The organism is Roseovarius sp. PS-C2 (assembly GCF_018862045.1).
GTDB lineage: Bacteria > Pseudomonadota > Alphaproteobacteria > Rhodobacterales > Rhodobacteraceae > Roseovarius.
Genome location: NZ_JAHKSQ010000001.1, coordinates 221,702 through 246,780 on the forward strand (window position 1 = coordinate 221,702; position 25,079 = coordinate 246,780).

General features: G+C 64.6%; 26 protein-coding genes. 5 read left to right on the top strand and 21 right to left on the bottom strand.

Features of this window, described 5'->3' with window-relative positions:
* Positions 1 to 34: 34 nt before the first annotated feature.
* The 12 genes from KPG71_RS01070 to proS form a co-directional block, all read right to left on the bottom strand.
* On the bottom strand, positions 35 to 478 hold the full coding sequence (locus tag KPG71_RS01070) for a universal stress protein (protein ID WP_073032589.1): 444 nt from the start codon (positions 476 to 478) through the stop codon (positions 35 to 37).
* A gap of 10 nt (positions 479 to 488) precedes the next feature.
* Positions 489 to 1,775 (bottom strand): TRAP transporter large permease, encoded by a 1,287-nt coding sequence (locus tag KPG71_RS01075; protein ID WP_216336112.1) that lies wholly within the window; start codon positions 1,773 to 1,775, stop codon positions 489 to 491.
* A 3-nt stretch (positions 1,776 to 1,778) separates the two neighbouring features.
* Positions 1,779 to 2,375, bottom strand: coding sequence for a TRAP transporter small permease (locus KPG71_RS01080; RefSeq protein ID WP_216336693.1), 597 nt, complete (start codon positions 2,373 to 2,375; stop codon positions 1,779 to 1,781).
* Between the two features lie 145 nt (positions 2,376 to 2,520).
* Entirely contained in the window at positions 2,521 to 3,534 is a 1,014-nt protein-coding gene (gene dctP, locus KPG71_RS01085) for a TRAP transporter substrate-binding protein DctP (protein WP_216336115.1), read from the bottom strand.
* A gap of 159 nt (positions 3,535 to 3,693) precedes the next feature.
* A complete protein-coding gene (locus KPG71_RS01090) occupies positions 3,694 to 5,082 on the bottom strand; it encodes a PLP-dependent aminotransferase family protein (protein ID WP_216336116.1) in 1,389 nt (462 codons plus the stop codon).
* Between the two features lie 43 nt (positions 5,083 to 5,125).
* Positions 5,126 to 5,539, bottom strand: coding sequence for a c-type cytochrome (locus tag KPG71_RS01095; RefSeq protein WP_216336117.1), 414 nt, complete (start codon positions 5,537 to 5,539; stop codon positions 5,126 to 5,128).
* Between the two features lie 30 nt (positions 5,540 to 5,569).
* Positions 5,570 to 5,986 (bottom strand): c-type cytochrome, encoded by a 417-nt coding sequence (locus tag KPG71_RS01100; protein WP_253195997.1) that lies wholly within the window; start codon positions 5,984 to 5,986, stop codon positions 5,570 to 5,572.
* 90 nt (positions 5,987 to 6,076) lie between these two features.
* Positions 6,077 to 7,066: an Ldh family oxidoreductase gene (locus KPG71_RS01105; protein WP_216336695.1), complete on the bottom strand. Its 990-nt coding sequence runs from the start codon at positions 7,064 to 7,066 to the stop codon at positions 6,077 to 6,079.
* Between the two features lie 111 nt (positions 7,067 to 7,177).
* Positions 7,178 to 7,861 (bottom strand): ABC transporter ATP-binding protein, encoded by a 684-nt coding sequence (locus KPG71_RS01110; protein ID WP_216336119.1) that lies wholly within the window; start codon positions 7,859 to 7,861, stop codon positions 7,178 to 7,180.
* Positions 7,854 to 9,143 (bottom strand): lipoprotein-releasing ABC transporter permease subunit, encoded by a 1,290-nt coding sequence (locus KPG71_RS01115; RefSeq protein ID WP_216336121.1) that lies wholly within the window; start codon positions 9,141 to 9,143, stop codon positions 7,854 to 7,856. The genes KPG71_RS01110 and KPG71_RS01115 overlap by 8 nt, the downstream gene beginning before the upstream one ends.
* 213 nt (positions 9,144 to 9,356) lie before the next feature.
* The gene (locus KPG71_RS01120) at positions 9,357 to 9,860 is read right to left on the bottom strand and encodes a DUF2937 family protein (protein ID WP_216336123.1); all 504 of its coding nucleotides are present in this window, start codon (positions 9,858 to 9,860) and stop codon (positions 9,357 to 9,359) included.
* Between the two features lie 37 nt (positions 9,861 to 9,897).
* The gene (gene proS, locus KPG71_RS01125; protein WP_216336125.1) at positions 9,898 to 11,289 is read right to left on the bottom strand and encodes a proline--tRNA ligase; all 1,392 of its coding nucleotides are present in this window, start codon (positions 11,287 to 11,289) and stop codon (positions 9,898 to 9,900) included.
* Positions 11,290 to 11,439: 150 nt separating this feature from the next.
* Between proS and KPG71_RS01130 the strand changes: the two genes are divergently transcribed.
* Genes KPG71_RS01130 through KPG71_RS01145 form a run of 4 tightly spaced genes read left to right on the top strand, consistent with a single transcriptional unit; the run spans position 11,440 to position 17,002 of the window.
* Positions 11,440 to 12,504 carry an AI-2E family transporter gene (locus KPG71_RS01130; RefSeq protein WP_216336127.1) on the top strand — a complete coding sequence of 355 codons (1,065 nt, stop codon included), beginning with the start codon at positions 11,440 to 11,442 and terminating at the stop codon, positions 12,502 to 12,504.
* Positions 12,504 to 13,172 carry a chromosomal replication initiator DnaA gene (locus tag KPG71_RS01135; protein ID WP_216336129.1) on the top strand — a complete coding sequence of 223 codons (669 nt, stop codon included), beginning with the start codon at positions 12,504 to 12,506 and terminating at the stop codon, positions 13,170 to 13,172. Before KPG71_RS01130 ends, KPG71_RS01135 begins: the two co-directional genes overlap by 1 nt.
* Positions 13,173 to 13,227: 55 nt before the next feature.
* Entirely contained in the window at positions 13,228 to 15,402 is a 2,175-nt protein-coding gene (locus KPG71_RS01140; protein ID WP_216336131.1) for an RNA degradosome polyphosphate kinase, read from the top strand.
* Positions 15,403 to 15,454: 52 nt separating this feature from the next.
* The gene (locus tag KPG71_RS01145; RefSeq protein WP_216336133.1) at positions 15,455 to 17,002 is read left to right on the top strand and encodes a Ppx/GppA family phosphatase; all 1,548 of its coding nucleotides are present in this window, start codon (positions 15,455 to 15,457) and stop codon (positions 17,000 to 17,002) included.
* A 3-nt stretch (positions 17,003 to 17,005) separates the two neighbouring features.
* Here the strand turns inward: KPG71_RS01145 and KPG71_RS01150 are convergent, their stop codons facing one another.
* The 8 genes from KPG71_RS01150 to KPG71_RS01185 all read right to left on the bottom strand — a co-directional run bounded on the left by KPG71_RS01150 (position 17,006) and on the right by KPG71_RS01185 (position 23,902).
* Positions 17,006 to 17,380, bottom strand: a complete 375-nt coding sequence (locus tag KPG71_RS01150; protein WP_216336135.1) for a hypothetical protein — start codon at positions 17,378 to 17,380, stop codon at positions 17,006 to 17,008.
* Between the two features lie 36 nt (positions 17,381 to 17,416).
* Positions 17,417 to 18,448 carry an endonuclease/exonuclease/phosphatase family protein gene (locus KPG71_RS01155; RefSeq protein WP_216336137.1) on the bottom strand — a complete coding sequence of 344 codons (1,032 nt, stop codon included), beginning with the start codon at positions 18,446 to 18,448 and terminating at the stop codon, positions 17,417 to 17,419.
* Positions 18,429 to 19,127, bottom strand: coding sequence for a molecular chaperone DjiA (locus tag KPG71_RS01160; RefSeq protein ID WP_216336139.1), 699 nt, complete (start codon positions 19,125 to 19,127; stop codon positions 18,429 to 18,431). The genes KPG71_RS01155 and KPG71_RS01160 overlap by 20 nt, the downstream gene beginning before the upstream one ends.
* A 43-nt stretch (positions 19,128 to 19,170) precedes the next feature.
* Positions 19,171 to 19,659: a GNAT family N-acetyltransferase gene (locus KPG71_RS01165; protein WP_216336141.1), complete on the bottom strand. Its 489-nt coding sequence runs from the start codon at positions 19,657 to 19,659 to the stop codon at positions 19,171 to 19,173.
* Positions 19,656 to 20,267: a VOC family protein gene (locus tag KPG71_RS01170; RefSeq protein WP_216336142.1), complete on the bottom strand. Its 612-nt coding sequence runs from the start codon at positions 20,265 to 20,267 to the stop codon at positions 19,656 to 19,658. The genes KPG71_RS01165 and KPG71_RS01170 overlap by 4 nt, the downstream gene beginning before the upstream one ends.
* A 10-nt stretch (positions 20,268 to 20,277) precedes the next feature.
* A complete protein-coding gene (locus KPG71_RS01175; protein ID WP_216336143.1) occupies positions 20,278 to 20,778 on the bottom strand; it encodes an MAPEG family protein in 501 nt (166 codons plus the stop codon).
* 87 nt (positions 20,779 to 20,865) lie between these two features.
* Positions 20,866 to 22,995 (bottom strand): methylmalonyl-CoA mutase, encoded by a 2,130-nt coding sequence (gene scpA / locus KPG71_RS01180; protein ID WP_216336144.1) that lies wholly within the window; start codon positions 22,993 to 22,995, stop codon positions 20,866 to 20,868.
* Positions 22,967 to 23,902, bottom strand: coding sequence for a hypothetical protein (locus KPG71_RS01185; RefSeq protein ID WP_216336145.1), 936 nt, complete (start codon positions 23,900 to 23,902; stop codon positions 22,967 to 22,969). Before KPG71_RS01185 ends, scpA begins: the two co-directional genes overlap by 29 nt.
* A gap of 174 nt (positions 23,903 to 24,076) precedes the next feature.
* Between KPG71_RS01185 and KPG71_RS01190 the strand changes: the two genes are divergently transcribed.
* A complete protein-coding gene (locus KPG71_RS01190; RefSeq protein ID WP_216336146.1) occupies positions 24,077 to 24,535 on the top strand; it encodes a DUF4174 domain-containing protein in 459 nt (152 codons plus the stop codon).
* A 13-nt stretch (positions 24,536 to 24,548) separates the two neighbouring features.
* Here the strand turns inward: KPG71_RS01190 and KPG71_RS01195 are convergent, their stop codons facing one another.
* Positions 24,549 to 25,076 carry a hypothetical protein gene (locus KPG71_RS01195; protein ID WP_253195998.1) on the bottom strand — a complete coding sequence of 176 codons (528 nt, stop codon included), beginning with the start codon at positions 25,074 to 25,076 and terminating at the stop codon, positions 24,549 to 24,551.
* Positions 25,077 to 25,079 lie beyond the last annotated feature (3 nt).

Below are 25,079 nucleotides of genomic sequence, written 5' to 3' on the forward strand. Positions count from 1 at the left end.
GTGACGGTGCCCTGCTCTCAGGAATGAAGACGGATCAGATCACCAGCACCGGGATCGAGGTCAGGCTCGTCACCTTGTGACTGACCGAGCCCAGCATATAGCCCTCCGACGCGCCCAGCCCGCGCGAGCCGACAACGATCAGATCGCAGCCCTTTTCTTCCGCGAAGGACACGATGGTGCGCGCCGACGGACCGCCCTTGATGAAGGCATGCACCGACTCGACCCCAAGTTCCCCGGCGCGGGCCTTGGCGTGCTCCGCCGCCTCGCGCGAGACCGCGCGCATCGCATCGTCCAGACTGGCGCCGCTTTCGTCGCTGCCCCGCACCATGGACAGCGACGCTTCGAGGATCGAGTGATGCCGGTAAACCGTCAGCACCATCAGCTCGGCCCCGGTCAGCTTGCACAGTTCGGCCCCCTTCTCCAGCGCGGCCTCGGCCCCCTTGGACCCGTCATAGGCGACAAGTATCTTCCTGAACATCACGACCCCCTCACTTGGAGAATGCCAGATCACGCAGGAACAGCGCGATCTGCGGGAAAAAGATCAACAGCACCGCAACCGACAACAACATGATGATGAAGGGCGGCGTGCCCTTGACCACCTCGGCATAGGGCCGTTTGAACACCGCGATGGCGGTAAAGATATCGCAGCCGAACGGGGGCGTCGCACTCCCGATCGCGACCTGCAGCGTGATGATCGTGCCCACCAGAACCGGGTCCAGCCCGACCGAGGCCACCACCGGCGCGAAGATCGGCACAAGGATCAGGATCACCACGATGGGATCGACAAACATACAGCCGACGAAAAAGGCGATGGAAATCGTGAACAACACGCCATAGCCGCCCATCTCGTCGATGCCGATGCTGCCCAGCACCTGCTGCGGAATCTGCGCAAAGCTGATGACATAGGAAAACGCCGCACCGGCCCCGACAAGGATGAACACCACCGCCGTGATCAGCCCGGTGGATTTCGCCGTCGCGTATAGCTGCTTGACGTCCATTTCGCGAAACACGCCCATCTCCAGGATCAGCGCATAAAGGACACAGGCCGCCGCCGCCTCGGTGGGCGAGAAAATCCCGCCATAGATCCCGCCGACGATGATCACCGGAAAGCCCAGCGGCCACAGCGCACGCTGGATCGCCCGGCCCCGTTCGCCCCAGCTTGCCTTGGGCTCGGTCGGCACGTTGTGCTTGACCGCATAGAAATACGAATAGACCGAGAACATGAACAGGATCAGAAGCCCCGGCCCGATCCCGGCGATGAACAGTTCCGAAATCGAGGTGCCCGAAACCACGCCGTAAATGATCATCCCGATGGAGGGCGGGATCAGAAAGGCGATGTCCGACGAATTGACGATCAGCGCCAGCGCGAAACTGTCGTTATACCCCGCCTTCAGCATCCGCGGGCGCAGCGGCCCGCCCACGGCGACCACCGTCGCCTGGGTCGAGCCCGACACCGCCCCGAACAGCGTGCAGGCCGAGGCCGTCGACACCGCCAGACCGCCCTTGAGATGCCCGACAAAGGACATGACCAGGTCGATCAGCCGGTTCGCCGACTGTCCGCGCGTCATGATATCGGCGGCGAATATGAACATCGGCACCGCGATCAGGCTGGCGGGCTGTATCCCGCCAAGGATCTGCTGCACCATCGTATCGAGCTGGCCGAACCCGCCAAACAGCGACACGAACCCGATCAGCGATCCCGCGATCAGCGGAATCATCATCGGGAACCCCAGAAGCAATAGCACGATCATCGTGCCGAAGATTGCGATGGCCATGGCTCAGACCTCCTCTTCGCTGGTATCGTCGTAGCCTTCCAGCGTGCTCGTCGACAGCCAGATATCCTTGTGAATCGCGTTCTTGATCGCCGTCAGCGCATATTGCACCCCGGTCAGGAAGAACCCCAGCGGCGCCCAGACGATGATCCACCAGACCGGGACCTGCAGCGCCGGCAACAACCGTCCGCGCGATGCCTGCGTCATCAGGTAATCCAGCGCATACCACGCCAGCAGGAACATCGCCGCCGCCGTTATCACGGAGATCACCACCATCAACAGCTTGCGCAGCGGCGGTTTCATCGCGTCGAAAAACGCCGACATGCGGATATGGCGGCCGTGGCGCGCGGCATAGGAAATTCCGGCGAAGGTGATCAGGACGATCAACGCCCGGTTCACTTCTTCGGAAAAGAAAATGCTCTGACCCAGCAAGAATCGCCCGACCACATTCGCCATCGTGTTCACCGCCATGAGCAAGACCCCGACGGCCAGCAACACCGCCTCGATCCGGGCGATGGCGACGTCGATCACCCCGAGAAACCCCGGCAATCCCGAAACGTAGTTGGAATCGTCGATATCGTCGTCCGCCACCGGGACGGCCATTTCGGCAAGGAGGTCCGGATCGCTCGCGGACGCGCGTTCTTGTTCAGGCTTCATGGCCGCAATCCTCGGGATAATCTGTCAGGGTGGCGCGGCCGTCGCGAAACGGCCAGCGCCTGTTTGGCGTTGCGCATTCTGCGCGTGACGGTCAACCGCCGCTCTTGGCGGCGTCCAGATCGGCCTTGAGCTGATCCAGGATCGCCTGCGCCTGATCGCCACCGATCTCCAGGAACTCCTGCTCGACCGAATCCGCCGTCGCCATGAACGGCGCGCGCTCTTCCTCGGTGAGCGTGGTGATGGTCATCGAGGGCTTGGCCTCCATGATCTTCTCCAGCGAGGCTTCGGTCAGGCCGGACTGATACTCGATGATGTAATCGAACGCCGCGTCGATGGCGTTGTTCACCACTGTCTTGTCCTCGTCCGACAGCCCGTCATAGAAATCCTTGTTGGCCATGACGGCGGTGGTGAAGTTGTTGTGCCCGGCGCGGGTGATATGGTCGGTCACCTCGTACATCTTCGTCGACTCGATGAAGAAGGCGGGGTTTTCCTGCCCCTGGATGATGCCGGTCTGCAACGCGCCATAGACCTCGCCCCACGGCAGCGGCGTCGGCGTGGCCCCAAAGGCCTTGTAGCTTTCCACCAGCAGCGGGTTGGTCATGACCCTGAACTTCACTTCGTTCAGGTCGTCGGGGCCGCTGACCGCCTCGGTCGTGGTCATCATGACCTCGCCCTCGGGGAACATCGTCAGCAGTTCCAGCCCCTGCTCGGCGTAAAGCGGCGGGAACAACTCGTTGATGGCCTTGGAATTTTCAAAGAAGCTGGCCAGCGTCTCGGTATCCTGCGGCAGCAGATACGGTACAAAGAACACCTGCGCCTCGGGGATCAGCGCCCCGGTAAACCCCGGCGACTGGTCGACGAATTGCAGGATGCCCGACTGGGTCTGTTCCATGATGCTGTCGGATTCGCCCAGCGTGCCGAAGGGAAACAGCTGGATCGTGTGATCGGAATTGGCCTCGATCTCTTCCTTGAACTTCTGGGCGAATTTGCCCTGAACCTCTTCCATCGCCTCTTCGAACGCGTACCGCCACGTATCGGCCGCGGCAGCGCCCGCGCCCACGAGAAGCGCAATGGCACTGGTCGTTAAGAGTGATCTGTAAGTCATGTTTTACTCCCTGTCGTTAGACCCCGCCGCAGCGAAACACGCGGGCGGAATGGCTTCCAGGTTGCGGGGAAAACTCCCACACTGGCTACCGTCAAACTCCAAGGTCAAATTTTTCAAGTCAATTGATATATTAAATCATGACAATTTTCGCCGTGGTTTTCAGGGGTTTTCCACGGCTGGCTGTGCAGGAACGCTTGCCAGAGAGGCAAGTGTGTTCAGCGCCAGCTTCAGATCGCGCAACCCGACACCCCCCAGACACAACCGGACAGCCGGGCCTGTTTCGGACACCGCGAAACCGGCCCCCGCCGAAACCGCCACCCCATGCTCCAGCGCCGTTTGCCTGAACGCCCGCTCGTCCTGCGTGTCCGCCAGCGCCAGCCAGCGATGCAGCCCCTGATCCCCGCCGAGACAGCGCACCCCCAGAAGATTCTGCGCCAGCCGGTTGCGCAGCACCAGTTCCGCGCGCTGCGCCTCCAGCAACCTATCGGCGCTGCCGGTCTCCATCCAGTCCGACGCGATCTCCGCAATCAGCGGCGTCGCCATCCACGACACCGACAGATGCCGGCTGGCGGCGCAATCCGTCAGATAATCCGGCGTCACCAAGAACCCCAGCCGCAGCCCCGGCGCAAGGCACTTGGTCAGGCCGGTGAAATACAGCGTCCGGTCGGGGGCGAAGCTCGCGATCGGCGGGGGCCGCCGCGAAACCAGCGGCCCCAGCGGATCGCTTTCCAGAATGACCAGCCCCGCAACTTCCGCCGCCCGCGCCAGCGCCGCCCGCCGCTCCCGGTCGATGACACGGGCAAAGGGACCGGCCCCCGACGGCAACAGGAACACCGCCTTCATCTGCCCCGACGCCGCCTGCGCCGCCTCGATCAGCGCCTCCGGCAGCATCCCGCGCTCATCCCCGGCGATGCCCTGCATCCTCATATGCAAATGCTGCACGACCGGTCTCAGGGAATGGCAGGTCGCGCTTTCCGTCGCGATCACATCCCCCGGACTCGCCACCGCCGCCAGGGCGACGAACATCGCCGGGGTAACCCCGTTGGTCACCAGAATCCGGTCGCGCGGAACCGTCAGGCCACAGCGTTTCAGCCAGGCCTGCGCCATCTCTCCGTAATGCGACGAGGCCCGACCGGGGCGCGAATCGTGAAAGGCCCCCTCCGGCAGCCGCCCCGCCACGCGATGCAACGAGTCGGCCCAGGCCTCGGCGATCTGCGGCAGGCAGACCGGGGTCATCAGCGACAGGTCCATCGGCGGGCGCTCGGTGGCCCCGTGATGCCAGGGCATTTTCAGCGTTTCGCGCGGCCCCCTGTTCACAAAGGTTCCGCGCCCCACCTCGCCGGTGACCAGATCCGCCCGAATCAGCTCTTCATAGGCGCGGCTCACCGTCTGAACCGAGATTTCCAGCCGCCATGCCATGTCGCGATGCGGCGGCAGACGGTCTCCCGGCTGCAACGTGCCCGCCTGTATGGCCGAGGCAATGCCCTGTGCCAGACTGCGATAGGCCGGTCTGGTGATATCTTCGGGGGTAAGGGGCCAATGCGACATGGCGATCAGCGTCGCGCAGCCACCCCGGCTTGTCCAGCAGTTGCTACTGCACCTGCAAATTCTGCAGATAGGCCACCAGATCGGCCACCGGGGTCGAGGTGATCACCGGCTGGCCGCTCTCGGTGCGCAACGACGCCCCGTCGCCGTCGAAGAAATCGCCATAGACCGGCATCTGGCTGCCATGCGCCACCAGCGGATCGCGCCCGTCGATCCGCTTGACCACCCGCTCCATCGGGAACACACCGTCATTGCCCGCGCTCAGGGCGGTCAGGTCGCTCGGCTGCACCGTCAGAACGGCGCGCATCGGCCCTTGCCCCGTGGCCTCGGCCCCGTGGCAGGCCGCGCAATACCGGTCATACAGCGCCTCGCCGGTCGCCGCGTCCCCGTCCGCCGATGCCGTCGAAGCGCTCAGGGCGACGGCCAGGGACAGAACACTCAGGTCAAACACTCGGGTCATGGTCTTGCTCCTCCTGATGGGGCCGCGCGATCAGCCCCGTTGAATGCTGGCCAGATACCGCGCCAGAGCCAGCAACGCCCGCGGCGTTTCCACCGTCTCACCCGTGGCCGGATCGTGCCACGTTACGCGCGGCCCGTCCAGCAGCGGGCCGAATTGCGGCATCTCGTGAAACTGCCCCGGATAGCCGTGAATGCGCGCCATCGCCGCCGCATAGGGAAACACCCCGCCATTGCGCGCCGCCAGCCGCGTCAGATCCGCCGGAGGCACCGACAGATCCCCGGCCAGAGGCCCATCGCCGCGCGCCCCCGCCCCGTGGCACGAGGTGCAATAGGCCGCATAGAATTGTGCGCCGTCCTCTGCCTGCGCTTCGGCCCCGGTCTCGGGTGCAGGCATGCACCCCGCCACGGACAACGCGGCCAAAACCGCAAAAATACGTTCTTTCGTCATGGTCCCGCCGCCTGTTTCCACGTTCCATCAAGCCCCATCGCCCCGCGCGGCGCATTGATCTCGATCAGACGGGGCCTGTGCCCGGTCGCGTCAGTCCAGCCCGGCCAGCCCCCGCACCTGCGCCCAGATACCGTCGTCCAGCGCCACGGGATCGGCGGGCCGCTTGCCCTGTCCCGGCATCCGCGCGCCGCTGTCGCCATCCAGCGCCACACCCGCCCCGACCTGCGCCAGCCGCTCGAAAAACACCCCCGACACCTCGGGGTCCATCACCAGGTAATACTGGCCCAGATCGTGCGGCGGACCGTCGGGCGCTTTCAGCGGCTTTACATCCCGGCTGACCACGCCGCCGGTCATGCCCGCCGCCAGCAATTCCGCCATCAGGCCGAAGCCCCAGCCCTTGTAGCCCCCCACCGACACCAGCGACCCGGCCAGCGCCGCCTCGGGGTCGGTCGTGGGGCGGCCTTCGGCATCCACCGCCCAGCCCTCGGGAATGGGCTCTCCGGCGGCCTTCGCCATGGTGATCTTGCCCAAAGCCACGGTGGTGGTCGACTGATCGAACTGCATCGCGATCCCGCCCTGCCCGTCGGGCACCGAGAACGCGATCGGGTTGGTGCCGATCACCCGCGTCTTGCCCCCCGGCGGCGCGACGATGGGCGAGGCATTGGTCAGCCCCAGCCCGATCAGCCCCGCTCGCGCGATCTGTTCGGTGAAATAGCCTAGGCTGGTGCAGGTATGCGCATGCCCCACCGCAAGGCTCGCCACGCCGCACTCCCGCGCGGCCTCCAGCGCCTGCGGCAACCCACGGGCAAAGGCGGGCTGCGCAAAGCCGAACTTCGCATCCACCTCGACCACACCGGGACGCGGGCGCGTGACCACCGGCTCGGCATCGCCCCGGACCCGGCCGGTTTCCAACTGTTTGCAATAGCTTTCAAGATAATAGAGCCCGCAAATCCGGTTGCCGACGCTTTCCGCCTTGCGCACCGCATCGGCCACGCAATCGGCCACCCAGCCCGCCGCGCCGTGGCGCACCAAGGCCGCCCTTGTCACCCGTTCGATCTCGTTCAGCGCAACGTCAACCATCCGTGCCCCCATCCGTTTCAAATGTCGCGGCACATTGATCAGGGCCATGCTTCAGGTCAATTCAAACCTTCTGAACGGAATTTCAGTTTCACAGAACCGCGCCCGGCCCTCTCAGCCCGCCACCACCTGCCCCTGATCCAGCCGCACCACGCGATCCATCCGCGCCGCCAGATCGAGGTTATGCGTGGCGATCAGCGCCGACAGCCCGGTTTCGCGCACCAGCACCATCAGCGCCCCGAACACCTGATCCGAAGTCGCCGGATCGAGATTGCCGGTCGGCTCGTCCGCCAGCAACAGGCGCGGCTCGTTGGCCAGCGCCCGGCAAAAGGCGACCCGCTGCTGCTCGCCGCCCGACATGGCCGAGGGCCGGTGATCGGCCCGCGCCCCGATCCCGACCCGCGCCAGCAGGTCGGCGGCACGGGTCTGCGCCTCGCCTTTCGATATGCCATTGGCAAGCTGCGGCAGCACGATGTTCTCCAGCGCCGTGAACTCGGGCAGCAGATGGTGGAACTGATAGACGAACCCCACCTCCTGCCGCCGCGCCACCGTGCGGCGGCGGTCGCTCAGCCCGGTATAATCCGTGCCGCCGATCCGCACCGTCCCGCTATCGGGCGTGTCCAGCAACCCGGCGATATGCAACAGCGTGGATTTCCCCGCCCCCGACGGCGCGACCAGCGCCACCATCTCGCCCGCGCGCACCTGCAACGCGGCCTCGTCCAGCACGCGCACCTCGTTTTCGCGACCCTTGTTGTAGGTCTTGGATACGCCCTCCAGCGCCAGCATCGCCTCACTCATAGCGCAGGGCCTCCACCGGGTTCATCCGCGCCGCGCGCCGCGCCGGAAAGATCGTCACCACGAAACTCAGCCCCAGCGACAGCACCACCGCCGACATCACGTCGCCGAACTGCAACTGCGCGGGCAAATGGTAAATGCCGCGAATGGACGGGTCCCACACCTGCCCCCCCATCATCATGTTGATGAAGCTGAAGATCGGGTCGATATAGATCGCGAACAGGCAGCCAAGGATCACCCCGCACACCGTGCCGATGATCCCGGTGAACGCCCCGCAAATGAAAAACACCCGCAGCACCGATCCTTCGGTCAGGCCCATTGTGCGCAAAATCCCGATATCGCGCCCCTTGTTCTTGACCAGCATGATCAGCCCGCTGGTGATGTTCATCGCCGCGATCAGAACGAGGATCGACAGGATCACGAACATCACGTTGTCCTCGACCTCCAGAGCGCGCAGGAACCCGCCGCTGGCGTCCTTCCACGTCCAGACCTGCGCCCGCTCGCCCGCCGCCTCTATCAGCGGCAGCGTCATGGCGTCCACGCCATCCGGGGCGGTCACCATCACCTCCAGCTCATCCGCACGCCCCTCACGGTTGAAAAACCCCTGCGCCTCCTCGAAGGGCAGGTAAACGCGCACCCGGTCGATATCGTAGCGCCCGGCGCTGAACACATAGACCACGTCATAGGCATTCACCCGCGGGCTGGTGCCAAAGGCCGTCTTGACCCCATTGGGCGAAATCAGCTTGATCCGGTCGCCCACGCTCACGCCCAGCTCCCGCGCCACCCCCGAGCCAATGGCGATCCCGCTCTCGAAGGCGTCGATATCGCCCTGCGACGTGTCCGGGTCGGCGATGCGCGGAATGCCCTTCAGGTCGTCGGCCCGGATGCCGAAGACCTGCACCCCCGCGTTTTCCTGCCGGGCATTGGCCATCACCTGCCCCTTGATCAGCGGCGCCACCCGCGTCACGCCCTCGACGGTGCGCACCCGCTCGGCCATGGCCTCGTAATCCGCGATGGTCCGGTCCAGCCGCCCGGTCTGCGTATCGACCTCGCCCATGCTGTAGACCGTGACATGCGCATTCGCCCCGAGGATCGTATCCACGAACTCGGCCCGGAACCCCGAGCGCACCGCCAGCGTCGCCACCAGCGCGAACACCGCCAGCGTGATTCCGATCAGGCTGATCCAGGTCATAACGCTGACCCCGCCCTCGGCCCGCTTGGCCCGCAGATAGCGCCAGGCGATCATCCATTCAAAAGGTGCGAAGGGCGCGGTGGTGCCTGCCATGTGTCAGCCTCTGCTCAATCTCTCGGGATCGGGTTCGCGCGGACAGTGGGGCTTGCGCCCGGCAAGGTCAAGCCGGGGGCGGCGATTGCCGCCGAACGCGCCCCGCCAATAGCACCTTTCATCCCCGACTTGAGTCCATGATGGACGCAAATTTCGGGGGGCGGTCCGGTTTTCGTACAAAACCCGCGTACGCTTCGTACGTTTTGTACGAAACTACGCGGCTGACGCCCTGCGCCTGCGTCCCAGCCGCGACAGCCCGCCGATCAGCCCCGCCAACAGGCCATACCCGGCGACGAACCCGAGCCCGGCCAAACCCAGCCCCTCACCCGTGACCGGCACGGCGGGCTTGAAATCTGCCCATGCCTTCCGGGCCAGATCGACATCCGTAAAACGGCCTGCATTCAACAGCTTAGCAAGCGGAGTTGAGTCCGTTATCGCAGCCAGATCGGCGCTCAGCCTCTGGTGACGCGCCAATACATGCCCCATGGAAATCGCCCGGGCCTCTCCCATCCGGCTGCCCTGCCGCAGGTCACGCAGCGCGGCCTCCCGGCTCAGACCAAGCCCCGCCGCATCCGCATCGAACTGCGCCACCACCGCCGAAAGCTCCTCGACCGCACCTGAAAGACGCTGCGTATATTGTTGAGAATACTCAGGAAATTGCGACAGCCCGACCGCACCGGCCAGGCCGCCCGCCATGGCGATTGCCTTGATAATCATCTGTCCTGCCTCGTTTTTTACGGGCAGTATAGCAACCTTACAGCCAGGTATGGAACGAGCGTTTCGCCATCGGCTCGGCACGCGCAGCGGCGTGATGAGCGGCATAGATTTTCGCAACCTTTTCAACGGCTTGCTCGGGCGGCAATTCTTCGCTTGCGCCGGTACGACGGCAGGTCAGTTCGACCACCCCGTTCTTAAGCCCCCGCGGCCCCACCGTGATCCGCCACGGCAACCCGATCAGATCCTGCGTCGCAAATTTCGCCCCCGCCCGGTCATCGGTATCGTCGTAAAGCGGCTCCAGCCCAAGGGCCTCGATGGACTTATAGATCGCCTCGCAGGCCGCGTCGGCCTCGCTATCCCCTTGTTTCAAATTGACAATTCCGACATGGAAGGGCGTCACGCCTTCGGGCCAGATGATGCCCTTGTCGTCATGGCTGGCCTCGATGATCGCCCCCACAAGGCGGCTCACCCCGATCCCGTGGCTGCCCATATGCACCGGCACCGGCTTGCCGTCCGGCCCCTGCACCGTCGCGCCCATCGGCTCGGAATACTTTGTTCCAAAATAGAAAATCTGCCCCACCTCGATTCCCCGCGCCACCCGGCGGCGCTCTTCGGGAACCTGGGCAAAGACAGCTTCGTCATGGGTTTCGTCCGTCCGGGCATAGCGCGAGGTGAACTCCTCCAGCACCGCCTGACACTGAGCGACATCGTCATAGTCGATCTCACGGTCGCCAAAACGCAGATCGGTGATCTCGCTGTCATAGAACACCTCGGACTCGCCGGTTTCGGCCAACACCAGGAATTCATGGGTATAATCGCCCCCGATCGGCCCGCCATCGGCCCGCATCGGGATCGCTTGCAGCCCCATCCGCTCATAGGTCCGCAGGTAGCTGACCAGATGACGGTTATAAGCGTGCAGCGCGTCTTCCTTGGTCAGGTCGAAATTATAGCCGTCCTTCATGAAAAACTCGCGCCCGCGCATCACACCGAACCGGGGGCGGATCTCGTCCCGGAATTTCCACTGGATATGATAGAGCGTCAGCGGCAGATCCTTGTAACTGCCCACATGCGAACGGAAAATATCGGTGATCAGTTCCTCGTTCGTCGGGCCATACAGCATGTCACGGTCATGCCGGTCGGTGATCCGCAGCATTTCCTCGCCATAATCGTCATAGCGCCCCGATTCACGCCACAGGTCCGCCGATTGCAGCGTTGGCATCAGCATCGGGATATGGCCCGCGCGCATTTGTTCCTCGTGAACGATGTTTTCCAGCTTGCGCAGCACCTTGAAGCCAAGCGGAAGCCAGGAATAGATGCCGGCGCTGGCCTGCTTGATCATGCCGGCCCGCAACATCAGGCGGTGGCTGGCGATCTGCGCCTCGGCAGGCGTTTCCTTGAGCACGGGCAGGAAGTAACGGGACAGGCGCATGTTGGACCCTCGCGGCAAATTTGCGTTTCGCCCCGTTTATGGCTTTGCGCCCTGGCAGACAAGCCATCGCAAGCCGTTTTCGCGCCGCCCGCCCTTGCAAGCCCGGCCCGCTTGGGCGATGTCTAAGGGCCAACAACCACCGAGGCGCGCATGGCTTTGCCAGTCAGGACACAGATGAAATACTGGGGCATCGCGTCGGCGGTGTTCCTGATCGTGCTGTGGTTTCTGGGCGACGTGATCCTGCCCTTCGTTCTGGGCGGCGCGATTGCTTATTTCCTTGACCCCGTCGCCGACCGGCTGGAGCGCATGGGCGCCACCCGCGCCGTCGCGGTGACCGTGATCACGCTGGTCGCGCTGATGATTTTCGCGATCATGGCGCTGCTCGTGGTGCCGACGCTGATCGAACAGACGGTCAGCCTGTTCGAAACCGCGCCCAAGCTGTTCAACAGGTTCCAGGAAGCCCTGACCCAACGGTTCCCCTCGATCGTCGATCAGGAATCGACCCTGCGCAAATCACTGATCGCCCTCGGGGAAACGATTCGGGATCGCGGGGGCGAGGTTCTGCAATCCGTGGTCAGTTCGGCGGCATCGCTGATCAACGTGATCCTGCTGTTCGTGATCGTGCCGGTCGTGGCATTCTACCTGCTTTATGACTGGGATCGCATGGTGGCGGTCATCGACGACCTGCTGCCGCGCGACCACGCGCCGGTGGTCCGCAAACTGGCCGGGGAAATCGACAACACGCTGGCCAGCTTCATCCGGGGCATGGGCACGGTGTGCCTGATCCTCGGCACCTATTACGCCGTCGCGCTGATGGCTGTGGGGCTGCAATTCGGCCTTGTGGTCGGGGCGCTGGCCGGGCTGATCACCTTCATTCCTTACGTGGGCGCGGTGGTGGGCGGCGCCCTGGCCATCGGGCTGGCGCTGTTCCAGTTCTGGGGCGACTGGCTGTCGATCGGCCTTGTCGCGGGTATCTTCGTGCTGGGGCAGGTGATCGAAGGCAACGTCCTGACCCCCAAGCTGGTCGGCAGTTCGGTCGGCCTGCACCCTGTCTGGCTGATCTTCGCGCTGTCGGTCTTCGGCGCGCTCTTCGGCTTCGTGGGGATGCTGGTGGCCGTGCCGGTGGCCGCTTCCATCGGGGTTCTGGCGCGCTTTGCGATCAGCCAATACACCAACAGCCGCCTCTATCGCGGCCTGTCGCAAACGGACGACTGATGGCCGAACAACTCAGCTTTGACCTGCCCGTGCGCGAGGCGCGGGGCCGCGAGGATTTCTTTGTCTCTCCCGCCAATGCCGAGGCCGTGGCGATGATCGAAGGCTGGCAGGGTTGGCCTTCGCACAAACTGGTCCTGACCGGCCCGCCGGGGTCGGGAAAGACGCATCTGGTCCATGTCTGGGCCGCGCTGTCCGGCGCGCGCATCGTCTCTGCGGCAGATCTGCCCGAGGCCGACATTCCCGATCTGGCCAGCGGCCCTATCGCCATCGAGGATTGCGACGCCATCGCCGGGAACCGCCCCGCCGAAGAGGCCCTGTTTCATCTCCACAACCTCGCGCTGGCCGAGGGGCGTTCGATCCTGTTCACCGCCGAAAAACCCGCCAACCTGTGGAACCTCACCCTGCCCGATCTGGCCAGCCGGATGCAGGGCACCCCCGCCAGCCCGCTGCACGAACCGGACGACACCCTGCTCGGGGTCGTCCTGATGAAACTGCTGGCCGACCGGCAGTTATCGCCCACCCCCAACACGGTGCCCTATCTGGTGCGCCGCATCGACCGCTCTTTCGCCGCTGCGCGCGACGTGGTGGCCCGGCTGGATTCTCTGTCCCTGTCCACGGGCCGACCGATCAACCGGGCGCTTGCGGCAAAGCTGCTGGACAATGCCTGAAACCGGCGGCAGACTCGGTCATCTTCCCGTTACATGACACCGCCATAAGGCCCGCATGACACAAGCAGATTTCCTCAAATCCCCGATGCCCGAAGCGACCGAAATGCCCGACCTCGATCAAGAGGGGCCGGGACGTTTCTATAACCGCGAACTCAGCTGGCTGGGGTTCAACTGGCGCGTATTGGAAGAAGCGCAGAATATGCGTGTTCCCCTGCTGGAACGGCTGCGTTTCCTGTCGATCTCGGCCACCAACCTGGACGAATTCTACAACGTGCGCGTGGCCGGTCTGCGCGAGCTGGCCCATGCGGGCAACACCACCCCCGCCGCCGACGGGCTGACCCCCGCCGAACAGCTTGTGCTGATCAACGAGGACGCGCGCAAACTGCTCGAAGCGCAACAGGACACCTACGAAACCTTGCGCCGCGAGATGGAGGACGAGAACATCTCGATCCTCGACAATACCGGCCTGACGGCGGATGACCGCACCTATCTGGCCGATGTCTTCCTGAACAACGTGTTTCCGGTCCTGTCGCCCCTGGCGATCGACCCGGCGCACCCCTTCCCCTTCATTCCCAACCTCGGCTACTCGCTCGCCCTTCAGCTCGAGCGCAAGTCCGACAAGCGCCCCTTGCAGGCGCTGCTGCCCATCCCGCAACAGATCGACCGTTTCGTCAGCCTGCCCGCCCCGCAGGGCATGCATCGGGTGATCCCGCTGGAGGAAATGCTACTGGTGCATCTCGACAGCCTGTTCCCCGGCTACAAGTACAAGGGGCACTGTTCCTTCCGGGTGCTGCGCGACAGCGATCTGGAAGTCGAGGAAGAGGCCGAGGATCTGGTGCGCGAATTCGAGGTCGCCCTGAAACGCCGCCGCCGCGGCGAAGTGGTGCGCATGAAGATTTCCTCAGACGCCCCCGAGGCCCTGCGCCGCGTCATCATGGACGAACTGCACGTCAACCCCGACGAGGTGGTCGAGGTCGAAGGCATGATCGGGCTGGCCGATCTCAAGGAACTGGTGCTGGACGAGCGCCCCGATCTCCTGTGGCCGTCCTTCACGCCGCGCGTCCCCGAACGGGTGCAGGACCATGACGGCGACATGTTCGCCGCGATCCGGCAAAAGGACATGCTGCTGCATCACCCTTACGAAACCTTCGACATGGTGGTGCGGTTCCTAGCGCAGGCCGCGCGCGACCCCGACGTTGTGGCGATCAAGCAGACGCTTTACCGCACGTCCAAGGACAGCCCCATCGTCAGCGCCCTGTGCGAAGCCGCCGAAGACGGCAAATCGGTGACCGCGCTGGTCGAACTGAAAGCCCGTTTTGACGAGGCCGCCAATATCCGCCAGTCCCGGCGGCTGGAGCGGTCGGGCGCGCATGTGGTCTATGGGTTCCTCGATCTGAAAACCCACGCCAAGATTTCCACCGTGGTCCGCCGCGAAGGCGATCAGTTGGTGACCTACACCCATTACGGCACCGGCAACTATCACCCGATCACCGCGCGCATCTATACCGATCTCAGCCTGTTCACCTGCGATGCCGCGCTCGGGCGGGACGCGACCAAGGTGTTCAACTACCTGTCGGGCTATGCGCAGCCCGAAAGGCTGGACAACCTTGCGATCTCGCCGATCACGCTCAAGCCGTGCCTGCTCGAAATGATCGCGAACGAGGCCGAGAACGCCCGCAACGGCAAACCCGCCGCGATCTGGGCCAAGATGAACGCGCTGATCGAACCCGATGTGATCGACGCGCTCTATGCCGCCAGCCAGGCGGGCGTGAAAATCAGCCTCGTGGTGCGCGGCATCTGCGGGCTGCGCCCCGGCGTCAAGGGGCTCAGCGACAATATCCGCGTCAAATCCATCGTCGGGCGGTTCCTTGAGCATTCGCGCATCGTCTGTTTCGGCAACGGGGCCGACCTGCCCTCGAAAAAGGCACGGGTCTATATCAGTTCGGCCGACTGGATGGGCCGCAACCTGAATCGCCGCGTCGAAACGCTGGTCGAAATCCAGAACCCGACCGTCAAGGCCCAGATCGTCAGTCAGGTGATGGCCGCCAACATGGCCGACATCGCGCAAAGCTGGGTCATGGCCCCCGATGGCAGTTTTACCCGCGCCGAACCACCCGAGGGCGCGTTCGCTTTCAACTGTCACCGCTTCTTCATGGAGAACCCTTCATTGTCCGGGCGCGGATCGGCCGGGGCGTCGGACGTCCCCAAACTGACCCACACCGAAGATTGACGGCCCCGCCCTGCTATCGCATACAGAACACCCGAAGCGACCTGAGGGGCAAATGGACGGCACCAACGATCCGGCGCAGGAAGATGGCGGGCCTTTTGGCCGCCCCCTGTTCGACAAACCCTCGGCCCGCGCGCTCAGCCGCGTGGGCGTGGTCGATGTCGGCTCCAACTCGGTCCGGCTGGTGGTGTTCGACGGTGCGGCGCGCAGCCCGGCCTATTTCTATAACGAGAAAATCATGTGCGCGCTTGGTGCCGGCATGTCCGAAACCGGACGCCTCAACCCCGAAGGGCGTGTTCGCGCACTGGAAGCGCTCAAGCGGTTCAAGCTGTTGGGCGACGGGATGGGCACCGGGCCGCTGGTCGCCGTCGCCACGGCTGCGGTGCGCGACGCCGAAGACGGCCCCGAATTCCGCGACGAGGTCGAACGCGAAACCGGCATCCGCCTCTGGGTGATAGACGGTCGCGAAGAGGCGCGCCTGTCGGCACAGGGCGTATTGCTGGGCTGGCCCGGCTCTTATGGCCTGGTCTGCGATATCGGCGGCTCTTCCATGGAACTGGCCGAAATCAACGGCGGCACGGTGGGCAAGCGCATGTCGTCCTCGCTCGGGCCGCTGAAACTGCGTGACCTCAAGGGCGGCAAGAAGGCCCGCAAGGCACAAATCCACGACACCATCGCGCGGATGCGTGAGGAACTGGGCGAACAGAAAAACCGCCTGTTCCTCGTGGGCGGCTCGTGGCGGGCCATCGCCAAGATCGACATGGAACGCCGGGGCTATCCGCTGCATGTGCTGCACGAATACCGCATGACCCCCAAGGCCGTGCGCGAGACCGCCAAGTATATCGAAAAGAACGATCTCGAAGAGCTGCGCAACCGCGCGGATGTGTCTTCGGCCCGCGCCGCCCTTGTGCCCTACGCCATCGAGGTCCTGCGCGAGGTGGTGCGCACCTTCAAACCCCATGACATCGCCGTATCCAGCTATGGCATCCGCGAGGGGCTGCTTTACGAACAGATGCCCCAGCAACTGCGCGATCGCGACCCCCTGATCGAATCCTGCCGCTTTGCCGAGGCCAAGGATGCCCGCATCCCCGGATTTGGCCGTGTGGTCTATGACTTCATCGAACCGCTTTTCAAATCCGCCAAACCCGACCGCCGCCGCATCATCAAGGCGGCCTGCCTGCTGCACGACGTCAGCTGGCGCTCGCACCCCGATTACCGCGCCGAGGATTGCTTCGACAACGCGACCCGCGCCAACCTTGGCGGGCTGAAACATTCCGAACGGGTCTATCTGGGGCTTGCCTTGCTACACCGCTATTCCAACAAGCGCGAAGGCACCCGCTTTGCGGATCTCTACGACCTGATCAGCGAGCGCGACGCCCAACAGGCCGAGGTTCTGGGCAAGGCGATGCGCTTTGCCGCCATGCTGTGGCTGCGCAAGGACGCGAAACTGGGGCAGATGCGCTGGTATCCCAAGAAAAAACAGCTCGAACTCAGCCTGTCCCCCGAAGCCGCGCCGCTGTTCGGCGAAGTGGCCGAAGCGCGGTTTCAGTCCCTCGCCGCCTCGCTCGGGGCCGAGCCTGCCATCAGGACTGCGCGAAAGTAGCCCTCAAATCTCGATCTCGCCATCTTCGAGCGGCGGCGCGGTGTCGGGCTCTTTCGGTGTCTTGCGGCGCAGGATGATATCGCCGTTGGGCAGCATTTCGGGTGGGTGATAGGCGTTCAGATCGTCGATCTTGCCCATCAACTCGCCAAAGGCCGGGCCCATGTCCTCGACAAAGCGGCGCAGTTCCGGCACCATGGTTTCGGCCAGCCCCTTCAGGTCGTTCACCGCCGGCTCCATCTCGCGCATGATCCCTTCCAGAAACATCTGTGCGCCGCGCTCCATCAACGAGGGGCCGGTCTCGTCCTCGTCGTTTTCCTGCGCATGAAGCGGCAGGGCAAGGCACAGGGCTGTCGCCGATATCAGGGCAAAACGTGTCATACCGCCAATATAGGCGCAGCCGGTGACGAATTTAAGTCACAACCCGATATCCATCGTCACCGGGAAATGATCCGACGCGGTGATCAGCGCCTCGCGCAGTTCCGGCACCTTCCAGCAGCCGGGATCGTCGAACGGATGCCAGATGCGCCAATCCGGGCCTCTGGCCGCCAGATCGGGCGACACCATGATGTAGTCCAGAAGCGCCTGCAGGTACCGTTTTTCGCTGGACAGGTAGAACCGCGCGGTCGTGTTCACCGCCCCGATCCGCCGCGTCAGCGCACGATGAGCATGCGGATCGCTCAGGCGATACGCGCCACCATCCCCCTCGCCCATGATGATCTCGACCGACGAGCGCCCGAACAGGTGTTCGTATTCGTCCAGCCCCGGACCGTCATTCAGATCGCCCAACACGATCAGCGGCTCGCCGGTCTTCAGGTGCTCCTCGATCCGGCGGCGCAGCCAGACCGCCTGCGCCTGTTGCTTGCGCCGGTTGGCGATGGCCATGCGCATGATCTGATCGCGGGTCCGTGCCCCGTGCGGCGCCTTGGATTTCAGATGCGCGCCGATCATGCGAAACGCGAAACCGTCAGCGGTTTCGCAGGCCAGTTCCAGCGGCGGCTTGGAAAACTCCACCCGGTCCTCGGTATCGTCGATATCCAGGTCGATCCGGAACACCCCGTCAAAGCGCGGCGCGTCACCACTCCTTTTCTCCGGCGTCAGCACGCCCAAGGGGTCGTGGCGGCAACTCAGAACATCGGGATCATAAAGCAGCGCAATCTCCTGCTGGGTGTCATTGGTGAACCCCACCACCGCCTTGCGCGCCCGGATTTGCGCAAACGCGGCAAAGGTCTCGAGTGCGGCAACGGTCGTCCGCTTGCCATTGTGATCGGGCGCTTCGATCACCATCACCGCGTCGGCATCGAGCGCGGTGAACACGATCCCGAGCGCCGCCAGCTGATCGGCCCGCGTCACATCGTGACGCCCCGACCACTCCCCATCGGCCAGCAACTGACCGGCATCATCGAACAGGGCATTGAACCACTCGACGTTATAGGTGGCGATCCGCATGATGCTCTTTCTGGCTGATCTCTTCCCAGGCCCGGTTGATATCGACCATGCGCTTCTCGGCCAGCTTGATCGCCTCCTCGGGAACCCCCCGCGCGATCATCCGGTCGGGGTGGCTCTCGCGCACATGCTTCTGCCAGACCTTCCGGATCTCGCGGAGATCCATATCCGGGCTGACGCCCAGAACGTCATAGGGGTCCGGCTCGGCATCCGTCACGAAGCGGCTGCGCAACCGGCGGAAATCGCCCTCTTGCAGGCCGAAAATCTCGGCCACCCGGCGCAGGAAATCGTCCTCGTTCGGATGATACTGACCATCGGCCATGGCGATATGAAACAGCCCCTCCATCAGATCGCACAAGGTGCCGTCCTGCCCGTCGAACATGCGCCGGATGCGCGTGGCATAGTCCTCGAACCCGGCCACGTCCTGCCGCGCCAGGTTGAACACCCGCGCCGCGCCCGCCTCGTCCTCGCGCGCGATCTGGAACACCTCGCGAAAGGCCGTCACCTCGTCACGGGTCACCAGACCGTCGGCTTTGGCCATCTTGGCCCCAAGCGCGATCACGGCAATGGTAAAGGCCACGCTGCGCTCGGGCGGGCTGCGCAGCCTGTCGAAAACAGCGCTCAGCCCCTCGCCCTTGGCAAGGGCCGACACGGCTTCGGTTATGCGGGTCCAGATCGACATGGGCGGCACCCTAGAGCGTTTCGCGGGGCTTGTCAGCGCAGGCTCAAAGACATTTCTGCAAAAGGATCAGGTCCATCCACCGGTCGAACTTCCACCCCACCTGCGGCAGAACGGCCACCCGCTTGTAGCCCAGCCTTTCATGAAACCCGACCCCGCCGGGGTTTTCACCGCTGACTCCCGCGATCATCGAATGCATCCCGCCCGCCTTTGCGTGATCCTCGAGCGCCCTCATCAATGCGCGCCCCACACCGCCCCCACGCGCGCCGGGGGCCAGCATGATGCTATGCTCGCCGGTGCGGGCATATCCCGGCCCGCCGCGAAACTGCTTATAACTGGCAAAGCCCAACACCCGCCCATCCTCTTCGGCCAGCAGATAGCCATGTCCCTCGGCCCGCCGTTCGGCGATCTCGGCCCTGACATCCAGTGCCGTCTTTTCCTGACTGTTGAAGGTGATCGCCGTGTCCCGGATCACCGGGTTCACGATATCCACAATCGCCTGCGCATCCGCATCCCTTGCCGCGCGCAGGATCATTCCAGCACCCGCATACCGCCGGGCGTGGCGATCTCGGCGCGCAGCCCCGGCACCCCCCGTTCGAACTGCACCCGATCTTCGCGCAACACCGGCCCCAGCAGATCGGCCAGTTCCCCCGCCTGCGGATGGCTGACAACCAGCCGCAACAGGCTACAGCCCGAGGCCGTCAACCGCTCGGCCGGATGGGCCGCGCAATCCCACTGGATCAGCGCCGGAAACAGGTTGTCATAGGGCAGGATACCGTCGTCGGGCACCGCCATGCGCCAGTTCAGATCGCCCCGCGACAGTGCCACGGGCTGCCCGGCCTGAGGAAACCGCACCACCTCACCGGTCAAGTCGTCCGACCGGCAAATCCACGTATTCAACCGCGGCGACCCGTCGAAACGGTCCAGATCGAACCACCGCGCATAGTCCGGTGGCGGTGCATCCGGGTCGATCGCGATCACCTCGAGGTAAAGACCGTCCTCCAGCCCCAGCAACAGGTTATGCGTGGCGAAATGCGGATGCCGCCCGCCCCCCTGCAAGCGCACGCCAAGCGCCCCTTCGACCGCTGCGCGCCCTTCTTCCAGCGTGCGCGCCGCCACCGCCAGATGATCCAGTTCCAACATGCCCGTTCTCCTAGCCAATTCCACCCGCCAGGCGCCAGAGCGCCCAGAGCGCCACCAGAACCGTCGGCCAGAACGTGGCCGCAAACCCCGCCACCCGCAACACTGGCGCGCGATGATATCCCACCCAGAACACCACCCGCGCCAGCGTAAATCCCGCTCCGAGCGTCACGATCACGCCCGGCCCGACCTCGGCCAGCAATACCGCCGCCGCAGGCCAGATGCACAGCGCCAGAACCAGTTGCTCCACCGTATTCTGCAACACCCGCTGATCCACCGCCGCCGCACCGTGCAACGCGCCACCGGCCAGCATCTCCTCGTCGCCCAGGCGCCGCGTGGCCACCCGCATCACCATCGCCGCCGTCACCAGCCCCGGCGCCAGAAACGCCGTCATGATCGTCGGCATCAGGGTAAACACCGGCAGGCGCACAAACTGGGCCGCGCCCCACAACAGCGCCAGCGCCCATAAAAACCCCACACCCGAGGCCGCCATCACACCTGTCCGGCTGCTCATGCCCGTCCCCTTCATCTTTCCCGAAATACTCTGGGGGTGAATTGGCCGCAGGCCAAGAGGGGGCAAGGCCCCCTCCCGCCCTCGTGATCAGCCCCGCGCCTCGCGGATCAGGCGCAGGATGTCCTGTGCCGCCTCAGGAATATTGGTGCCGGGGCCAAAGATCGCCTTGACGCCCGCTTTTTGCAGGAACTCGTAATCCTGCTGCGGGATCACCCCGCCGCAGATCACGATGATATCCCCGGCATCCCTGGCCTTCAGCGCCTCGATCAGTTGCGGCGCCAGCGTCTTGTGCCCGGCGGCCTGGCTGGAAATGCCGACCACATGCACGTCGTTGTCAACAGCGTCCTGCGCGGCCTCTTCCGGGGTCTGGAACAGCGGGCCCACGTCCACGTCGAAGCCGATATCGGCAAAGGCCGTGGCGATCACCTTGGCGCCGCGGTCATGCCCGTCCTGCCCCATCTTCACCACCAGCATCCGCGGGCGGCGGCCCTCGGCCTCGGCAAATTCGTCCACCGATTTCTGGATCGCGGCGAACCCCTCGTCGCCCTCATAGGCCGCGCCATAGACACCGGCCAGCGTTTTCACTTCGGCGCGGTGACGACCGAATTCCTTTTCCATCGCCATGCTGATCTCTCCCACCGATGCGCGTTGACGTGCGGCCTCGACCGCCGCTTCCAGAAGATTGCCGCCCTCTTTGGCGCGGCGTGTCAGTTCGCCCAGGGCCGCCTCACAAGCCGCCTCGTCACGTTCGCTGCGGATTTTCTCCAGCCGCGCGATCTGGCTTTCACGAACCTTGACGTTGTCCACGTCGAGAATGTCGATCGGGTCTTCCTTGTCCTTGCGGTACTTGTTGACGCCCACGATCACCTCGTCGCCCCGGTCGATCATCGCCTGACGGGTGGCGGCGGTTTCCTCGATGCGCAGTTTGGGCATGCCGGATTCGACCGCCTTGGTCATGCCGCCCATCTCCTCGACCTCTTCCATCAGGGCCCAGGCCCTGTCGGCCAGATCCGCGGTCAGTTTCTCGACGTAATAGGACCCCGCCAGCGGATCGACCACATGGGTCACGCCGGTTTCCTCCTGCAGGATCAGTTGCGTGTTGCGCGCGATGCGGGCGCTGAAATCGGTGGGCAGGGCGATCGCCTCGTCCAGGGCATTGGTGTGCAGCGACTGCGTGCCGCCCAGAACCGCGCTCATCGCCTCATAGGCCGTGCGGATCACGTTGTTATAAGGGTCCTGCTCCTGCAGGCTGACGCCGCTGGTCTGGCAATGGGTGCGCAGCATCTTCGAGCGCTCGTTCTTCGCGCCGAATTCGGTCATCACCCGGTGCCACAACAGGCGCGCCGCGCGCAGCTTGGCCGCCTCCATGAAGAAATTCATGCCGATGGCGAAAAAGAATGACAGCCGCCCGGCGAACTTGTCCACATCCATCCCCGCCTCGATGGCCGCGCGCACGTATTCGCGCCCGTCGGCCAGCGTATAGGCCAGCTCCTGCACCAGGTTCGCCCCGGCCTCCTGCATGTGGTAGCCCGAAATCGAGATCGAGTTGAAGCGCGGCATCTCGTTGCTGGTATATTCGATGATGTCGCTGATGATCCGCATCGACGGTTCGGGCGGATAGATATAGGTGTTGCGCACCATGAATTCCTTGAGGATGTCGTTCTGGATCGTGCCCGACAGAACGCCCTTGTCATGGCCCTGTTCCTCGCCCGCGACGATGAAACTGGCCAGCACCGGGATCACCGCGCCGTTCATCGTCATCGAAACCGACACCTTGTCCAGCGGGATACCGTCGAACAGGATCTTCATGTCCTCGACGCTGTCGATGGCGACGCCCGCCTTGCCGACATCGCCCACCACGCGGGGGTGGTCGCTGTCATAGCCCCGGTGCGTGGCCAAGTCGAAGGCCACCGACACGCCCTGCTGACCGGCGGCCAGGTTGCGGCGGTAAAAGGCGTTCGATTCCTCGGCGGTGGAAAACCCGGCATATTGCCGGATGGTCCAGGGACGGCCCGCATACATCGTGGCGCGCGGCCCGCGTGTGAACGGCGCCTGTCCGGGGATCGACCCCAGATGCTCCAGCCCCTCCACATCCTCGGCGGTGTAGAGCGGCTCGATCTCGATCCCCTCAAGAGTTTTCCAGTTCAGATCCTCCAGCGGGCGGCCCTTCAGCTCGCCCTCGGCAATCTTACGCCATTCGTCTTTCTTCGTCGTCATTTTCGTGTCCTCTTGTCGTCTGGCCGGTCGGCGGATGTTCCCCCGCCTGTCCCGGCCCGTTTTCCTCGATCAAAGTCGCCAGGCCATCCGCCCCGGCCCGCAGCCAGAACAGATCGTCCGCATAAGCCTCGCGCAGCGCGGCGGTTTGCGCGCTGTCGAATGGGTGCCAGCGCCCTTCGCCGCCGCCCAGCCGGTCGGCATCGCCGCCCCGTTCGGTCACGATCCCGCGCAATGCCTCCAGCGTCGGGGCCCGGTTCAGCCAGGCGCGCGCCTGTTTGCGCGGCAGGCCAGCGCGGCCCGTCATGACCTCCAGCTTGCGCTCCGGCAGGCCGCCGAACAGCTCGTAGGGCAACACCTGAAGGTCGGCGTGCGGAAAGGCGCAGGCCACATCGGCGATCACGTCGCGCCAATGGCGGTTGGAGGTCACCAGCCGGTCCAGATCGTCAGGGCGCGGCACACGATGCCCCCGCGCCACCGCAAATCCCGATACCGAGGTCCAGTAACTCTCCTGCCCGCGGATCGACAGCACCACCCGCGTCACCCGGCCGCCGAAGGCCTGCGCGAACCGGGCCATGCGCTCCCCCGCGTCGCCATACAGCGCGCTTTGGCGCAGGTTGCGGCGCGGGGCACCCAGCATGTTTTCATCGCTGACCAGCAGTTGCGTGAACCCGTTCTTCTGCGCCGTGACGGCGGCAATCGCGATCCGTCCCGCCGCGCGTTTCAACTGCTGCCCGGATGAACGCGCCCCCGGCACCGGAACAACCCCGGTCAACAGCCCATCCCGTGTCCGCAGCGGCCCCCATACCCCGATACCAAGCCCCGACAACGCATCGGAATTGCTCCGCAGGTAGTGCTGAAAACTGGTCGAGGCCGTTCTGTGCGCTCCGATATGCAGTATGATCTCCATCGTCTTGCTGGCCCTTCGCCGACTGGCCGCGCTGTGCGGGTTTGGAAATTGCGTCACGCTCATGCTGTCCCCCGAAAGCTGAGGAAGGGCTTAACGCTAAAATTTTCCCGGCCTCGCAGGCATTCAGCCTTCGCAATTGGCCCCGGCCCGCCTATATCTTGCCAGACAGGTGAGATGATGAAGAAGTTATTTGTCCTTTTTTTCATGGCTCTGGCCGCGTTTCCCGCATATGCGCAGGACAGCGCGGAACGTGATCCATCGGTTGATCCTCCGATTATTTTCGACGGGGTCCAGACGGATTTGAACGAATTTCTCTGGATAAAACGCCCGCTGATCGTCTTCGCCGACGCCCCGGCCGATCCCCGGTATGTCGAGCAGATGCAGGTCCTCACCGACCGGCTGGAGGCGCTGGATGCGCGCGATGTGGTGGTTCTGACCGATACCGATCCCGGCGCGCGCAGCGAGTTGCGCCAGCGGTTCCACCCGCGCGGCTTCATGCTGGTGTTGCTGGGCAAGGACGGCACCATATACCTGCGCAAACCGTTCCCGTGGGATGTGCGCGAAATCAGCCGCGTGATCGACAAACTGCCCACCCGCCAACGCGAGATGCGCGAAAATTCCGGCGGCAGTTGACCCGATACCGCCATCACCGCGCCCCCACCGACACGACCAACACCCCCGTGGCCGGATCGAGGATCATCAGGCTGCCGCTGTCGCGATCAAAGGCCAGCACGCTGCGCGGCTCCTCCAGTGCATAGCGAAAGGCGCTTTCCACGGTGTCGTCCATGCAGGCCCGCCCCTCCAGCGCGGCGCGGCGGATCTGCATGCCGGTGGCGCGGTCGCGGTTGATCAGCGCGACCAGCCCGGCATCGGGCGGTTGTGCGCGGTCATCCAGCGCGGCACGCCCGGACTGTCTTAGCCTCAGCAGCATCTCGCCAGCCCCCGAGGTCACTGGCATCGCGGCCTTGATCGACGGATCGACCAGCCGGAACACCCCGGCCGCACATTCCTGCGTGGCCGAAAACCCCACGCTCTCGCCCAGGGAAAACCACTGATCCAGCCGCGCCCGCATCGCGGGCTCGTCATCGCGGGCACAGGCCGCAGTCAGGCTCAGGGCGGCCAGCACCATCGGCACCCGCCCCCTGTTCCCGATATGCCCCGCGGCCCGTATCATTCC

What these genes read in the sequence shown, in the direction of transcription:
- KPG71_RS01070 (WP_073032589.1), bottom strand. Translation starts at nt 478, where the DNA reads ATGTTCAGGAAGATACTTGTCGCCTATGACGGGTCCAAGGGGGCCGAG.
- KPG71_RS01075 (WP_216336112.1), bottom strand. Translation starts at nt 1,775, where the DNA reads ATGGCCATCGCAATCTTCGGCACGATGATCGTGCTATTGCTTCTGGGG.
- KPG71_RS01080 (WP_216336693.1), bottom strand. Translation starts at nt 2,375, where the DNA reads ATGGCCGTCCCGGTGGCGGACGACGATATCGACGATTCCAACTACGTT.
- dctP (WP_216336115.1), bottom strand. Translation starts at nt 3,534, where the DNA reads ATGACTTACAGATCACTCTTAACGACCAGTGCCATTGCGCTTCTCGTG.
- KPG71_RS01090 (WP_216336116.1), bottom strand. Translation starts at nt 5,082, where the DNA reads ATGTCGCATTGGCCCCTTACCCCCGAAGATATCACCAGACCGGCCTAT.
- KPG71_RS01095 (WP_216336117.1), bottom strand. Translation starts at nt 5,539, where the DNA reads ATGACCCGAGTGTTTGACCTGAGTGTTCTGTCCCTGGCCGTCGCCCTG.
- KPG71_RS01100 (WP_253195997.1), bottom strand. Translation starts at nt 5,986, where the DNA reads ATGACGAAAGAACGTATTTTTGCGGTTTTGGCCGCGTTGTCCGTGGCG.
- KPG71_RS01105 (WP_216336695.1), bottom strand. Translation starts at nt 7,066, where the DNA reads ATGGTTGACGTTGCGCTGAACGAGATCGAACGGGTGACAAGGGCGGCC.
- KPG71_RS01110 (WP_216336119.1), bottom strand. Translation starts at nt 7,861, where the DNA reads ATGAGTGAGGCGATGCTGGCGCTGGAGGGCGTATCCAAGACCTACAAC.
- KPG71_RS01115 (WP_216336121.1), bottom strand. Translation starts at nt 9,143, where the DNA reads ATGGCAGGCACCACCGCGCCCTTCGCACCTTTTGAATGGATGATCGCC.
- KPG71_RS01120 (WP_216336123.1), bottom strand. Translation starts at nt 9,860, where the DNA reads ATGATTATCAAGGCAATCGCCATGGCGGGCGGCCTGGCCGGTGCGGTC.
- proS (WP_216336125.1), bottom strand. Translation starts at nt 11,289, where the DNA reads ATGCGCCTGTCCCGTTACTTCCTGCCCGTGCTCAAGGAAACGCCTGCC.
- KPG71_RS01130 (WP_216336127.1), top strand. Translation starts at nt 11,440, where the DNA reads ATGGCTTTGCCAGTCAGGACACAGATGAAATACTGGGGCATCGCGTCG.
- KPG71_RS01135 (WP_216336129.1), top strand. Translation starts at nt 12,504, where the DNA reads ATGGCCGAACAACTCAGCTTTGACCTGCCCGTGCGCGAGGCGCGGGGC.
- KPG71_RS01140 (WP_216336131.1), top strand. Translation starts at nt 13,228, where the DNA reads ATGACACAAGCAGATTTCCTCAAATCCCCGATGCCCGAAGCGACCGAA.
- KPG71_RS01145 (WP_216336133.1), top strand. Translation starts at nt 15,455, where the DNA reads ATGGACGGCACCAACGATCCGGCGCAGGAAGATGGCGGGCCTTTTGGC.
- KPG71_RS01150 (WP_216336135.1), bottom strand. Translation starts at nt 17,380, where the DNA reads ATGACACGTTTTGCCCTGATATCGGCGACAGCCCTGTGCCTTGCCCTG.
- KPG71_RS01155 (WP_216336137.1), bottom strand. Translation starts at nt 18,448, where the DNA reads ATGCGGATCGCCACCTATAACGTCGAGTGGTTCAATGCCCTGTTCGAT.
- KPG71_RS01160 (WP_216336139.1), bottom strand. Translation starts at nt 19,127, where the DNA reads ATGTCGATCTGGACCCGCATAACCGAAGCCGTGTCGGCCCTTGCCAAG.
- KPG71_RS01165 (WP_216336141.1), bottom strand. Translation starts at nt 19,659, where the DNA reads ATGATCCTGCGCGCGGCAAGGGATGCGGATGCGCAGGCGATTGTGGAT.
- KPG71_RS01170 (WP_216336142.1), bottom strand. Translation starts at nt 20,267, where the DNA reads ATGTTGGAACTGGATCATCTGGCGGTGGCGGCGCGCACGCTGGAAGAA.
- KPG71_RS01175 (WP_216336143.1), bottom strand. Translation starts at nt 20,778, where the DNA reads ATGAGCAGCCGGACAGGTGTGATGGCGGCCTCGGGTGTGGGGTTTTTA.
- scpA (WP_216336144.1), bottom strand. Translation starts at nt 22,995, where the DNA reads ATGACGACGAAGAAAGACGAATGGCGTAAGATTGCCGAGGGCGAGCTG.
- KPG71_RS01185 (WP_216336145.1), bottom strand. Translation starts at nt 23,902, where the DNA reads ATGGAGATCATACTGCATATCGGAGCGCACAGAACGGCCTCGACCAGT.
- KPG71_RS01190 (WP_216336146.1), top strand. Translation starts at nt 24,077, where the DNA reads ATGATGAAGAAGTTATTTGTCCTTTTTTTCATGGCTCTGGCCGCGTTT.
- KPG71_RS01195 (WP_253195998.1), bottom strand. Translation starts at nt 25,076, where the DNA reads ATGATACGGGCCGCGGGGCATATCGGGAACAGGGGGCGGGTGCCGATG.